The organism is Asticcacaulis sp. P4_H10 (assembly GCF_056400965.1).
The window spans coordinates 388,192-400,927 of the sequence record NZ_JBFUKH010000002.1; the positions used below are offsets into that span (position 1 = coordinate 388,192).

General features: G+C 60.6%; 11 protein-coding genes. 3 read left to right on the forward strand and 8 right to left on the reverse strand.

All coding sequences use genetic code 11. The annotated features are described in order from the left end of the window. Nucleotides 1–91: 91 nt before the first annotated feature. The 3 genes from AC1DON_RS05915 to AC1DON_RS05925 form a co-directional block, all read right to left on the reverse strand. Nucleotides 92–1,480, reverse strand: coding sequence for an efflux transporter outer membrane subunit (locus AC1DON_RS05915; protein WP_476933828.1), 1,389 nt, complete (start codon nucleotides 1,478–1,480; stop codon nucleotides 92–94). Beyond that, complete coding sequence (locus AC1DON_RS05920) at nucleotides 1,481–4,699, reverse strand: efflux RND transporter permease subunit (RefSeq protein ID WP_476933829.1); 3,219 nt, start codon at nucleotides 4,697–4,699, stop codon at nucleotides 1,481–1,483. A gap of 200 nt (nucleotides 4,700–4,899) precedes the next feature. Beyond that, nucleotides 4,900–6,099 (reverse strand): efflux RND transporter periplasmic adaptor subunit, encoded by a 1,200-nt coding sequence (locus tag AC1DON_RS05925; protein ID WP_476933830.1) that lies wholly within the window; start codon nucleotides 6,097–6,099, stop codon nucleotides 4,900–4,902. 318 nt (nucleotides 6,100–6,417) lie between these two features. Between AC1DON_RS05925 and AC1DON_RS05930 the strand changes: the two genes are divergently transcribed. Next, the gene (locus tag AC1DON_RS05930) at nucleotides 6,418–7,104 is read left to right on the forward strand and encodes a TetR/AcrR family transcriptional regulator (protein ID WP_476933831.1); all 687 of its coding nucleotides are present in this window, start codon (nucleotides 6,418–6,420) and stop codon (nucleotides 7,102–7,104) included. 9 nt (nucleotides 7,105–7,113) lie between these two features. Here AC1DON_RS05930 and AC1DON_RS05935 read toward each other — a convergent pair whose 3' ends face one another. Genes AC1DON_RS05935 through AC1DON_RS05945 form a run of 3 tightly spaced genes read right to left on the reverse strand, consistent with a single transcriptional unit; the run spans nucleotide 7,114 to nucleotide 9,207 of the window. Further along, nucleotides 7,114–7,524, reverse strand: a complete 411-nt coding sequence (locus tag AC1DON_RS05935) for a TadE/TadG family type IV pilus assembly protein (protein ID WP_476933832.1) — start codon at nucleotides 7,522–7,524, stop codon at nucleotides 7,114–7,116. Further along, nucleotides 7,521–7,973, reverse strand: coding sequence for a TadE/TadG family type IV pilus assembly protein (locus tag AC1DON_RS05940; RefSeq protein ID WP_476933833.1), 453 nt, complete (start codon nucleotides 7,971–7,973; stop codon nucleotides 7,521–7,523). Before AC1DON_RS05940 ends, AC1DON_RS05935 begins: the two co-directional genes overlap by 4 nt. A gap of 4 nt (nucleotides 7,974–7,977) precedes the next feature. Then, on the reverse strand, nucleotides 7,978–9,207 hold the full coding sequence (locus AC1DON_RS05945) for a pilus assembly protein TadG-related protein (RefSeq protein ID WP_476933834.1): 1,230 nt from the start codon (nucleotides 9,205–9,207) through the stop codon (nucleotides 7,978–7,980). Nucleotides 9,208–9,437: 230 nt separating this feature from the next. On the opposite strand from AC1DON_RS05945, the gene AC1DON_RS05950 reads away from it, so the two are divergent. Next, nucleotides 9,438–10,094, forward strand: a complete 657-nt coding sequence (locus tag AC1DON_RS05950; RefSeq protein ID WP_476933835.1) for a TetR/AcrR family transcriptional regulator — start codon at nucleotides 9,438–9,440, stop codon at nucleotides 10,092–10,094. A gap of 32 nt (nucleotides 10,095–10,126) precedes the next feature. Here the strand turns inward: AC1DON_RS05950 and AC1DON_RS05955 are convergent, their stop codons facing one another. Continuing rightward, complete coding sequence (locus AC1DON_RS05955) at nucleotides 10,127–10,819, reverse strand: hypothetical protein (protein WP_476933836.1); 693 nt, start codon at nucleotides 10,817–10,819, stop codon at nucleotides 10,127–10,129. Between the two features lie 175 nt (nucleotides 10,820–10,994). On the opposite strand from AC1DON_RS05955, the gene AC1DON_RS05960 reads away from it, so the two are divergent. After that, a complete protein-coding gene (locus AC1DON_RS05960; protein ID WP_476933837.1) occupies nucleotides 10,995–11,258 on the forward strand; it encodes a hypothetical protein in 264 nt (87 codons plus the stop codon). A gap of 115 nt (nucleotides 11,259–11,373) precedes the next feature. Here AC1DON_RS05960 and AC1DON_RS05965 read toward each other — a convergent pair whose 3' ends face one another. After that, nucleotides 11,374–12,639, reverse strand: coding sequence for a DNA cytosine methyltransferase (locus AC1DON_RS05965; RefSeq protein WP_476933838.1), 1,266 nt, complete (start codon nucleotides 12,637–12,639; stop codon nucleotides 11,374–11,376). Nucleotides 12,640–12,736 lie beyond the last annotated feature (97 nt).

Sequence of the window (12,736 nt, forward strand, 5' to 3'; positions counted from 1 at the left end):
AATGCCCGGCGCGATAAAATAAAAAACGGGCTGGAGTTGCCGGGAGGCCTCCAGCCCGCGATGGCGGGTCGTGCTTTTTAACGAAGCGCGTTTAGCCCTGCCATCCTCCGCCCAGGGCGCGGATCAGGCCCACCGTGGACTGATACTGCGCCGCGCGGACCCTGAGTGCCTGTCGCCGGATCGCCAGCTGCTGGCGCTGGGCGTCCAGCACCTCCAGCTGCGACGACTGGCCATTCTTGTAGCGCGATTGCGACTGGGCAAGCGCCCGGGTCGCCGCGTCGACAGCCTGGGCTTCGGCGCCCTGCTGCTGTTGCAGGTAGGTGAGGTCGGACAGCTGGTTTTCAACGTCCTGGAACGCCACCAGGACCTGCTGCTGATAGCCGGCAAAGGCGCCGTCCAGTCCGCCCTTGGCGTAGTCGACGCCGGCATTCCTGCGGCCGCCATCGAACACGGCCTGGGTCAGGATGGCGGCCAATGACCAGCCCTCCATGCCCTTGTCGAACAGGGTGTCGAGATCGCTTGAGGCATAGCCTCCGGACGCCGTCAGCCGCAAGGTCGGGAACCACGCGGCTTTAGCCACGCCGACTCTTTTTTGCGCAGCATAAAGCGAGGCCTCGGCGGCGATGACGTCCGGCCGGCGTTGCAGGACCTGGGACGGCACGCCTGCTGGGATGACCGGCACGGCACTGGCCCAGGGCTGGGTACCCCATGAAGACGCAGCCAGTTCGAACGTTGTCGCTGGTTCGCCGATCAGCACCGCCAGGGCATTGGTCAGGTTGGCGCGCTGTTGATCCAGGGCATAGGCCTCGGACTGGGTGCGCGCCACTTCGGTCTCAAGGCGTGCGACGTCGAGCTGTGCCACATCGCCTTCTTCGTAGCGGCGCTGCGTCACCTTCAGGCTGGCGCGATAGGCGTCGAGCGTGTCGGCGACGATGGCGCGGTCTTCGTCGAGGGTGCGCAGGGCGAAGTAGGTCTGGGCGACGCGCGACTGGATGATAAGCCGTGTGTCGTTCAGCAGGGCTGCGGTCGCATCGGCGTCGAGCTTTGCGGCTTTGGATGCCTTGGACAGCCGCCCGAAGACGTCGATCTCGTAGCTGAGGTCGAGGCCGAGGTCATAGGCGTTGGCCGCCTTGGGGTAGGTTTGCTGCGCCGTTGAGCGTGCGGCGGTCAGGCCAGCGCCTGCTTGCGGCCACAGGTCGGCGCGCGCCGATTTCAGCAGGGCGCGCGCCTGGGTCAGCCGGGCGGCGGCGATACGGATATCGCCGTTGTTGCCTGAGGCCTTGGCTTCCAGCTCGGTCAGGACCGGGTCGGAAAAGACCAGCCACCAGGCGCCGGCCTGTTGTACCTGCGCGGCAGGGCCGGTCGCAGTCTGGCCCTTGAAAGCGGCCGGTGTTGCCACCGAAGCCGTTTCGAGCGGGGCCGAGGCGCAGCCGCTTAACAGTGCGGCTGCCAGGGTAAGAGAGACGATTAAGCGGGACATTTATGCCTCCTCGGTGTGACGTTGGGCGGCGGGAGCAGGTGCGGCATGCGCATCCTCCAGCCCCAGTGTCGAGGTGTGTGCTTTGAGCGGCCTGTTGCCACTGATGGCGCGCAGCAGGACATAGAAGAAGGGCGTCAGGAACAGGCCCAGCAGGGTCGCACCGATCATGCCGGCGAAGACCGCCACGCCCATGGCCCGGCGCATTTCGGCGCCCGCGCCCTGGCTGGTGACCAGCGGCAGCACGCCCATGATGAAAGCGATCGAGGTCATCAGGATCGGACGCAACCGCAGGCGTGAGGCCTCGATGGCGGCCTTAGCGGGCGGGAAGCCGGCCAGTTCCAGTTCGCGGGCGAACTCGACAATCAGGATGGCGTTCTTGGCCGACAGCCCCACCAGAACGAACAGGCCGATCTGGGTGAAGATGTTGTTGTCGCCCTGGCTGAGGAAGACACCGACCATGGCGGACAGCAGGCCCATCGGCACGATCAGGATGATGGCAGCCGGCAGGACGACGCTTTCGTACTGGGCAGCCAACACAAGAAAGACCAGCAGGATGACCAGGACAAAGATCAGGGTCGATGAGTCACCCGCCAGGATCTGCTGATAGGTCAGGTCGGTCCATTCGAAGGCGATCCCCTGCGGCAGGACTTCGGCGGCGATCTTGGTAATCGCGGCTTCGGCCTGGCCGGAGGAATAGCCGGGGGCGGGACCGCCCGAGATATCGGCCGACAGGTAGGAGTTATAGCGGCTGGCTGTAACCGGGCCGAAGCTGGGGTCGACATTGAGCACGGCCGACAGCGGGATCATCTCGCCGGTGTTCGAACGGACCTTGAGGTTGCCGATGTCTTCCGGTTGGGCACGATAGGCAGCGTCAGCCTGGACACGGACCGAGTAGGTGCGGCCGAAGCGGTTGAAGTCGTTGACATATTGCGAGCCGAGATAGACCTGCATGGTATTGAAGATGTCACTGACCGAGACGCCCAGTTGACGCGCACGGGTGCGGTCGATGTCGGCATAGATCTGCGGCGTATTGATCTGGAAGCCGCTGAACACACCGGCCAGTTCCTTGGTCTGGTAGGCCTTGGCGACCAGCGCCTTGGTGGCCTTGTCGAGCTCGGCGTAGCCGAGGCCGGCGCGGTCTTCGAGCTGAAGTTTGAAGCCACCGGTCTGGCCCAGACCCATCAGGGGCGGCGGGGGAAAAACGATGACATTGGCCCCCTTGATGCCGGCGAACTGCTGGTTCAGGGCGCCGGCGATGGCGCCGGCGCTTTCGGCATCGCCATGACGGTCATGGAACGACTTTAGCGACAGGAAGACGACGGCGCTGGACGACGAGGTGGTGAAGCCGTTGATCGACAGGCCGGGGAACTGGATAGCGTGGGCGACACCCGGTTGCTTGAGGGCGATTTCGCCGACCTTGCGGCTCAAAGCCTCGGTGCGGTCGAGCGTGGCGCCTTCGGGCAGCTGGATCATGCCGACCAGATAGGCCTTGTCCTGCTGCGGGATGAAGCCGCCGGGCACGACGTTGAACATGACGAAGGCCAGCGCGGCCAGGCCGGCATAAAGGCCCAACATCAGGCCCTTGCGCTTGACGACGCCGCCAAGGCTGTTGGCGTAGCGGTCGGAACCGCTACGGAACAGTTTGTTGAAGCCGCCGAAGAAACCACCCAGCCACTTGTCCATGAAGCGGGTCAGGCCGTCCTTGGGCGTGCGGTGGTCCTTGAGGAGCAGGGCCGCCAGGGCCGGCGACAGGGTCAGCGAATTGACCGCCGAAATCACCGTCGAGATGGCAATGGTCAGCGAGAACTGACGATAGAACTGGCCCGACAGGCCGGTGATGAAGGCCAGCGGCACGAAGACCGCGACCAGCACCAGCGCGATGGCGATGATCGGGCCGGAGACTTCGCGCATGGCCTGATAGGTGGCTTCACGCGGCGTCTTGCCGGCTTCGATATTGCGCTCGACGTTTTCGACCACGACGATGGCGTCATCGACGACGATACCGATCGCCAGCACCAGGCCGAACAGGGTGAGGGCGTTGATGGTGAAGCCGAAGAGATGCATGACGGCAAAGGTGCCGATGACCGAGACAGGCACGGCCAGCAGCGGGATGATCGACGCCCGCCAGGTTTGCAGGAACAGGATGACGACCAGGACGACGAGCAGGATGGCTTCGAGCAGGGTATGGATGACCGAGTCGATCGATTCCTGGACGTATTCGGTGGTGTCGTAGACGATGCGGTAATCGACGTCTTCCGGCATGGACTTTTTCAGGTCGGCCATGATGGCCTTGAGGTCCTTGGCCATCTGCAAGGAGTTGGCGCCGGGATTTTCAAAGATTGGGATTGCGACCGCCTGCTTGTTGTCGAGCAGCGAGCGCAGCGAATAATCCGATGCGCCCATCTCGACGCGCGAGATGTCGCCGAGACGCGTGACCGAACCGTCGGTGCCGGTCTTGACGATGATGTTGCGGAAGTCCTCTTCGGACTTCAGGCGGCCTTGCGCATTGACCGACAGCTGCAGCGCCTGGCCGGGCAGGGCGGGCGAGCCGCCGATGATGCCGGCCGCGGCCTGGACGTTTTCGGAGCGAATGGCTTCGGTGACGTCGCCGGCGGACAGGCCGCGCGCGGCGACCTTTTGCGGATCGAGCCAGACGCGCATGGCGTAATCGCCGCCACCGAACATCTGGATCGGCGCCACGCCCTTGACGGCCTGGAGGCGGTCCTTGACGTTCAGCATGGCGTAGTTGCGCAAATAGGTCGCGTCGTAGCGGCCGTTTGGCGAAATCAGGTGGATGACCAGCGGCAGCGAGGTCTGGTTTTTCTGGGTGACGATGCCGAGTGCGCGCACGTCGGACGGCAGGCGGGCTTCGGCCTGGCTGACGCGGTTCTGGACCATCTGCTGGGCCAGGTCCGGATTGGTGCCCAGCTTGAAGGTGACGGTCAGGGTCATGACGCCGTCGGTCGTCGTTTGCGACGACATGTAGAGCATGTTTTCGACGCCGTTGACCGCTTCTTCGATGGGCGCAGCGACGGTTTCGGCGATGACGGCCGGGTTGGCGCCCGGATAGACGGCGCGCACGACGACCTGCGGCGGCACGACTTCCGGATATTCCGACAGGGGCAGGGCGCGCATAGACAGCAGGCCCGCGATGAGGATGAAGAGCGACAGGACGCCTGCGAAGATCGGCCTGTCGATGAAGAACTTGGAGAGATTCATGATAGCCCTCGGTGGTTGGGCGTGAGTGTGTTTGGGCAAAGAAACCCCACCACCATTCGCTTGAAGCGAATGGTCCCCCTCCCCGACACGTCAGGAAGGTATAAGGGTAAGTGATTTTCTATACCTCCCTGACGTGTCGGGGAGGGGGACCGCACGAGGCCGCGGTTACGCGGACGGGACGTGGTGGTGGGGTATCTTAATTAAGCGTTCGGCGCGGCGATCTTATCCATCGGCACGGCCTGGGCGGTGACAACCGTACCCGGTCCGACCTTCTGGACGCCGTCAACGACGACATTCTCGCCGGCTTTCAAGCCCGTCTTGACGACACGGAGATTGCCGACCGGCGCACCCAGGGTGACTTCCCGATAAGCGACCTTTTTATCCGTGCCGACGACGTAGACGAAACGCTTGTCCTGGTCGGTACCGATGGCCAGTTCCGAAACCAGCAAAGCCGGCTTGGTGACGGCCGCGCCCATATGGACACGGACGAACTGACCGGGGATCAGCTTGCCGTCGGCGTTCGAAAAGACAGCGCGGGCCTTGAGGGTACCCGAACCATTATCGAACTGGTTGTCGATCAGCTGAAGCTTGCCTTCGATCGGCGCTTCGCCGGGCGTGCCGGTTTCCAGCTTGACCGGGATCTGGTCGATCTGGTTGCGGCCGGCGGCGCGCAGGTCTTCCAGCGTGCGATTAACGACGGTTTCGTCGGCGTCGAAGCTGGCATAGATGGGGCTGACCGAGACAAGCGTCGTCAGGGTCTGGGCCTGTGGGCCCGAAGCAACGAGGTTGCCGACGGTGACTTCGATGCGGCCGACGCGGCCGGAAACCGGTGCGCGAACCTGGGTGTAGCTGAGGTTGAGATTGTTGATCTGCAACTCGGCGCGGGCGGCTTCAAGCTGGGCCTGGGCGGCTTTCAGCTCATTGTCGCGGGCTTCGACATCGGCGCGGGAGATTGCCTGGTCGTCCCACAGGCGCTGGGCGCGTTCCTGATTGGAGCGGGCAAGCGTCAGGCGGGCTTCGGCCGAAGCGACGCTGGCCTTGGCGCGGTTGACTTCGGCCAGATAGGGCGCCGGATCGATGGTCACCAGCAGGTCGCCTGTGTGCACCAGAGCGCCTTCGCGGAAGTGGATCGCCTTGACGGCGCCGGCGACGCGCGGGCGGATTTCGACGCGTTCGACGGCCTCGAGGTGGCCGGAAAAGTCCGTCCAGCTTTCGACATTCTGTTCGGAGACGGTGGCGACCGAGACAGGCACGGCCTGGGAAGCCGCCTGGCTTTCGGCCTTTGGGGCAAAGGCGATGGTGGCGATCGCGCCGGCGCCAAGAACGGAGACGGCAGCGAAGGCGAGCAGGGTTTGACGGCGCGCCCGATGGACGGACGCGAGAATTTCGGTGGGCAGCATGACAGCATTCCTTTGGGGAGAAAGGGTACGCGGAACTGGCGGGTCTTGCGGTTCTGCCGCGAGGCCCTATTTATTGCGAACTCGCAAACAAATAATCCTCGCCTGACGTTTTGTAAACACATTTTTATGCGACATCGCAAATAAACATGCTAAGCTACGAAAACGCGGGTTAACGGGTAACCTTCGGCGGTCCGCAAAAAGCGGACTTTCCACGCGCCATGAACGGCGCTACTCTGATGATAACAAGTGCAGGGTATCTGACTTCCTGCCAGAAAGTGTCACCAGCCTGCGGTGTGTAGCAGGCGCGTAGGAAATGCCATGGACGACCTCAAGGCCGATCTGAAGCTTGCCGACACCGACTATTGTTCGGGTCACGGTATGGACATCGCTGCCTGTTCCGCCAAACGCCGCGGCCGGCCGCGCGCCTTCGATCCGGACGCCGTACTCGAAAAAGTGCTGAAGATGTTCTGGGAGCGCGGTTTTGCCGCCACCTCGCTCGACGACATTGCGCTGGCCACCGGCGTCAGCCGCCCCAGCCTCTCTGCGGCGTTCGGCGACAAGCAGGCCCTCTACATCAAGGCCATGGAGCGTTATCAGGATGGCATCAAGGCGCGGCTCGACACCGTCTTGACCTGCGACGGTACCTGCACCTGCCTGCGCGATATTATCGACCGCTATTTCGACGTGGTCATCGGCGCCTATACCGGCGAGAGCGAACATCCGCTCGGCTGCGCCTTCATGTGCACGGCGCTCAATGAGGCGCCGCAGCATGAATCCATCCTGGAAATGCTGCAGGGGACGATCGAAAGCTTCGATCGCCGCTTCGAGGCCTTCTTCACGACGGCGCGCGACAAGGGCTTCCTGCGTACTGACGCCGATCCCATGGTCCTGACCCAGATGATCAGCGGCCTGACCTCCAACCTTCTGGTACGCGCCCGCGCCGGCGCCAGCCGCGACGAATTGCGCAAGATCGCCTCCGGCACGACGGCCTTCCTGTTCGGTTAAGGCACCGTTCTACGGTGTCACCAGTATCGGCACGGTTACACTCGACCCCATTTCGAACGTCTTGGACGTAATGAAGGGCGCATAGACCATATAGGTGTAGGTCCAGGTGATGCGCTTGAGGTGCTCCTTCTGGGTCACCGTCTCATCGGTGATGGCCAGGCTCAGATTGGTCATGGGCACCTGGACCAGTTTTGATGTCACCGTGGCCTTCAGGGTGTTGGCGGTGGTGTTCGGATTGAACATCAGCACGCGCGACGACTCCTGGACGGCATGGCGGACAGCCGCGCCGCAGTACAGCGCGAACCCCATATTGAACACGCCGAAGATCAGGGCGATGAAGACGGGCGAGATCAGGGCGAATTCCAGCGCCGTGGCCCCGCCCCGATCGCCCGCCAGCCTGCGCAAGATCCGTCTGTTCATCTGACGCGGACATCCTGTTCGGCGTGCAGTGTCGTGTCAGCGAACCAGCCGTCGAAGGTGTCGGTGGCCGCGATCTTCACATAGGCCGAAGGTACGGTTTGGTCGCCGCACAGCGTCGAACAGGTCGCGGTCGTCGCGGCGCAGAAACAGTCCTTGCTGGCGGTCACGTTGCTCTGCTCAGACCGGCCCGCCCACGACGACAGCCCGATCTGGCGGGCGGTCGACAGGTCGGCGCCGCCGCTCATGATATATTGCGCGCTGCTGTTCAGGCCCGAATTCATGGCGTTATTGTGCAGAAGGTAGCCGGCGCCGTCGCTGATTCCCGCCAGCGCGACCAGCAGCACTGGGGCGATGATGGCGAATTCGACCAGGGCTGCGCCGTTGCGGCTTCGGCCGAAACGGACGGTCAGGCGACGGAAGGCAGTTCCGGTTCTCTGTGACTTTGTCATTTCGTTACTCCGCGAGTTTGACCACCCCGCCGACGGGGAGGGGGCTCATGCCGTGTGCGCTGCAGTCGGCTGCCAGGTTTGAATTTCCGCTCCATTGGATGATGCGCGCGACCAGTTGCGTGCAGCCGTTGGCGCCCTGGAAATTGCCGATGTAGGACACGACCTGATTGGGGAAATAGATGGCGCCGGTCATGACCGAGGCCGCGTTGCCGTTCAGGGTAATCGCCGTATTGGCGGCGTTGGCCCGGCTGCCGAAGAAAAGCATGCCGGAATAGGTCCCGCTGGTGGGCGGAGACAGGTTGAGCGTCGCATTGCCGTTGAAGGCGATCTGCGCATTGTTCTTGAGCACGAAGGTCACGCCTGAGCCGGTCAGCGCCGCATTGCCGTTGGCCTTGAAGGTGCCGCCTTCGATAATGTAGGTGCCTGGCTTGAAGGTGACATTGCCGTTGATGCTCAGCCCGTTGCAGTAGCGGCCGGGTTGCAGCGTATTGCCGTTGGAATTGTTGCAGTTGCCGGTACTGGCCGGCTCCGGGACATTGCGGTAGGGATCGGCGACCGGCGGCAACTGCGTCATCGCCGCCGCGCACGCCGTCAGGTTGACCGTGGCGTTGAGCGCCGCATTGCCCGCCGCCATCAGGCACGGCACGGTCAGGGTCATGGCGCCCTGGGTGTAGATCGACTGGCTGGAGATTGAGTTCGACATGACATTGCAGCCGACCAGCTTGACGGTCGAACTGCCCGAGAAATAGGCGGCCTGGGCGGCGCTGGGATCGAGTGCGATGATGCAGGCATTGGACGCCGTTGTATAGCTGGCCACCGCCCGCGCCTTGACGACGACCGGCGTGCTGTCGAACAGCTGCGAAAAATAGCGGGTCTCAGTCCGCGTCACCAGGATTTCGGCGGAGTGGTCGTTCATATGCGTGCCCGACGTCGGCGGGCTGTTGAGAACCAGGCTGTCGCGGCCGCTCTGGAAGCCGTTCTCATTGGCGACGGTCCGGGCGGCTGCCAGCATGACGGTGCTGTCCTTGCCGGCGCGCTGCTCGATCCCGGCGGCAAAGGCGGCGGTGTCGGCGATCTGCTGAAGCCGCATGTCGTCGTAATACCAGACGCCGACCTCTACGCCGAACGCCGCGCCGGCGACGACCAGCGGCAGGCAAAAGGCGAACAGCGTCGAGACGCTGCCCGAAGCGCTGTGCGCAAAAGATCGAGAAGCTCCGTGTCCGGAACGAAACATGATTGACCCCAGCCCTAGGTGTCCTAACGTCATCCATTAATAAGCCGTTGAAATTTCCCAATCGTGAAAGGACCTTGTTAATAAATAAGGCCGTCCGCTTAACCATGCAGAGCGCATGGCGGCGGAAAGGAAGTGTTATTTTACCGTGCCTTATTCCGTGAGGTCAGCGGTGGACGTTTGCGCGCAACTGGCTTAGTCTCGTTAACAGGAAGATCATCCAGGACCCTCGTTTGCGCTACGATTCGGACCATAAGCAGCGGACCCGCGTCCGCCTCCTGACGGAGGCCGCGATGCTTTTGCGCGAAAACGGCCCGGACGGCCTGTCGGTTGCGACGCTGATGAAGCGCCAGGGCCTGACGCACGGCGGCTTCTATGCCCACTTCGAGTCCAAAGAGGATCTGATCGAGCAGGCCATCGAGGTCATGTTCGACAAGACGTGCGAGCGCTTTGCCATCCGCACGCGCGGCCTGAGCCCGCATCAGGGCCTGCTGGCCTATATCGAACACTATCTGTCGCCGACGCATGTCAACCGCGCAGCGCAAGGCTGTCCGGTGCCCGCGTGCGCAGGCGATGTGGCGCGATTGGGGGCCTCCGCGCGCCGCCGGTTCGAGGCGGGGCTTGGCCGGTTGCAGAATCTGATCGGCGCGCAGTTCGAAATGATGGGCTTCGCGCCCAGTGAGGCCTTTACGCAGGCCGTTGTGCTTTTAAGCGAACTGGCCGGCGCCGTCGTTATGGCCCGCGCGGTCAAATCCTCCGAAGCGCAGAAGCACATCACCGAAAACGCCCGCCAAACGATCATCGCGCGCCTTGAGCGGTCGGTGACAACGAGCGCGGAGGATGTTGAGGCGCGTCATGCGACGACGGAAGCGCCGAGTCGTATGATTTAGAGGCCGCGAGGTGAAGGCCGGCAAAATCGATATTACCAATCCTTTATCGGCAGCATATCGCCACCTTCATCTAGAGCTTCACGAACTCCCCGAATTCTAGCGTCATACTGATCAATGAGGTTTTTTAAATTCACGTGTACGCAAACAATATCTGCTATTAGTTGGCCGCTCGGTACAGCATCATTCTTCACAGCATCATTAATGCTTTCCAAGCTTTCTGATAAGAAACCCACCAAAACTCTCGCATTACATATCGTCGTTAGCACGGCGGCGTGTATATGATCTACTCGAGTTGACATGGCTTCTAAAGTCATCACCGCTAAAGCGGTACGCTGCCTCCAAGTCTTGATTGTAAATTCGTCGAAACCGTCGTCGGAAGTCAGTTCTGCAGCGATAATCTGAGCGTCGAATTGTGCCTGGACTATTACAAATCGCGCTTGCCAGGCAGCTTCTTCTCCTTGACGCCTGCGGCTTCGAACAGCTTCTCTCGCCTCAGATCGAGCTATCCATGCAGCCCCAGCAATTGCCACAATGGAACCTACAGCTTGCGCCCATGCAGCTGCATCCGCAGTCCACCCTTTTTGAAGAACATTTATAACGGCTGCAAATCCAGTGATTGAGATCATAAGGATAATGCTCACCGTCAGGATGACTTTGGCAATCCACTTGGCCCCATTTCTTTGAGCCCATTTGAAGTACGATTTGACTTTTCCACCCTGACTCAATGATCTTCCCTTCTTGCTTAATTAAGCGACGGTCGCAATGTGCGTATGGCTTGCGCCCGAATACAATACAGTAGGCATGTAAGAGTGCAAAACTGCTAGTAATTCATGCCGGAAAACAGAAATTTGCGTGACATACCCTCATTCTAACGCTAGGATTCAGATAAGGAGCACACAAATGCCGATCATCGTTGACATCGCCGACCGCCTTTTCGACTATACAGATGAAGAGAAAGCTGCGGAGGCAATCGCTGAATTTCAAGCCGAGACTGGCTTAAATGATGGTGCCGTCATCGCTCTTTGGGCTGACGAAAGGAATCCTACTCGCGCTGAGCTCGAGCGTCGCATATTTGACGCGGTAGAAGCGAACGGTACCGTGAAGCGCGCCGAGGAAACTATTCCAAACGGGGTGTGTTTGTCGATCGAAGCCACAGCGGCCTGAGGCCTAGAACCAAGTGGAAAATGCAGGTGGGCTTTGGCTGAGATCGCCAGGGCTCACGGAGAGCTATGCGAGCACATGGCCTAGCTTGAGTAACCACATCGCAGAGGTCTTAAATTTAGCTTATAGGCAGTGTCGTTTTATGCGCGACAGGCGACTGAGATGGTGCATTTTCCAAGCGGAACGCAAAGGCTACATTTTTAACTGCCGTTTTTTTTCGAGAAGTCGGCTTTCTCTTTCTGCTGGATGCTTTAGCTAATGGTTCTAAGACAGAATTCGCGAGAAAGCGGACCAGCGGTACCACAACGCCGTCTCCCAGTACCTTGAAAGCACGGCTATATGCTTCCGGTAAAATATAAGACTCGTCCAGCCCCATTAACCGAGCCGCCTCTCGTGGCGTGACCAGTCGGGTCCGCACCTGATCGCCGACGACGTAAATGATCCTCGGTCGCGAGGCTCCACCTTTCGGGGTACGCAAGCAACCTAGTACAGGTCCGAAAGCGATCTCCGTTCGCTGAACGTTTTTGCCATGTTCTTTGCGCATACGTAGATAGAGGCTTCCGATCTGTGGCTTCCCGCTCTTCTTAGCCGCCTCAAGACGTTCAACATGGCTTGGTGCCATCATGCTGAGCAATCTGTCAATTTCTTCTTGTCTGTCCCACAAGGCGTCTTCAAGGACGAGTGCTTCCATGAGTGTATTTTCAGGGAGTAAAGGGGGGGCGGTCATCCGCCACCAAATCCAATTTGCTTTGATTGCCTCGTCCATTGCGTCGTACACGCGCATCAACGTTGGCGTATGTCCAAAAGTCGAGCCATCTGTGCGCGTCAGGGTTCGTGGAATACTAACGTCATCTCTTACCGCAATAACAAAAACCCGAGACCTGGATTGTGGGACGAAATGCCGAGCATCAAGAACGACCGCACCAGCTTTGTAGCCTAGCAGCATGAGTTGCGACATAATAAGCGAAAAATCTTTGCCGCCATTTATCGACAACAAGCCGACCACGTTCTCCAGCACTATCACGGCGGGCTGAGCATTTTTCGCTTTTAGCTGGCGAAGAATGTTCAAAAAAGGCCAAAGAGCACCTGACCTTGTAGCGTTGTCGATCTCACCATTGCCAATACCCAATCCATTACCAGCAACCGATAGGTCCTGGCAGGGGAAAGATGCCCATGCAAGATCAACGCTCTCCGCAAGGTCCTCTACGGAAACGTCCCATATGTCGTTATTGTCGAAGTGATCGTCGCCGAAATTTTCTTCATAGACCGCACCTTTGAGGGGGTCCATATCATTGGCGAAACGGCATTGCCATTTATCGCCCAACCCAAGCCTAGCCATCCCGCCGCCCGCGAAAAATTCATAAAATGAGAATCTACGCGTCATGAGTTCAGCCCCTTGCGATCGCAGCGGTGCCGCTCGCTACGTTTTGCTTATACTTCCTTGCCGCAGATTGCATTAATAGAAGGTTGTTATCCACAGC